The 247-nt window shown below is 67.6% G+C and carries 1 pseudogene; it reads left to right on the forward strand.

The features are described from left to right. Positions 1 to 217 (forward strand): annotated as a pseudogene (locus DVH23_RS23360) (site-specific DNA-methyltransferase); the annotation flags it as partial. Positions 218 to 247 lie beyond the last annotated feature (30 nt).

Raw genomic sequence — 247 nt, forward strand, 5'->3', positions numbered from 1 at the left:
GCGCCGCCTCGAGGACCACCGGGAGTTCGTTTCCGAGCGGCGGGCCGACGGGGAGGACCTCGAGTACCGAGCCGAACGCTACGACGTGCCGGTGATGACAGCGATGGAGCAGCGAATCGCGTTCTATGAGGTCGACCGGATCGAGGAGAGCCCGGAGGGGTACCGGGTCCGCCACGAGCCGTTCGAACCGGACGGTATCGCCGGCTCGAGGCCGTAGCGGCGCACATGCAAGCCAAACTACCACCCT

It is taken from the genome of Saliphagus sp. LR7 (assembly GCF_003344565.1).
Taxonomy (GTDB): Archaea; Halobacteriota; Halobacteria; order Halobacteriales; family Natrialbaceae; genus Saliphagus; species Saliphagus infecundisoli.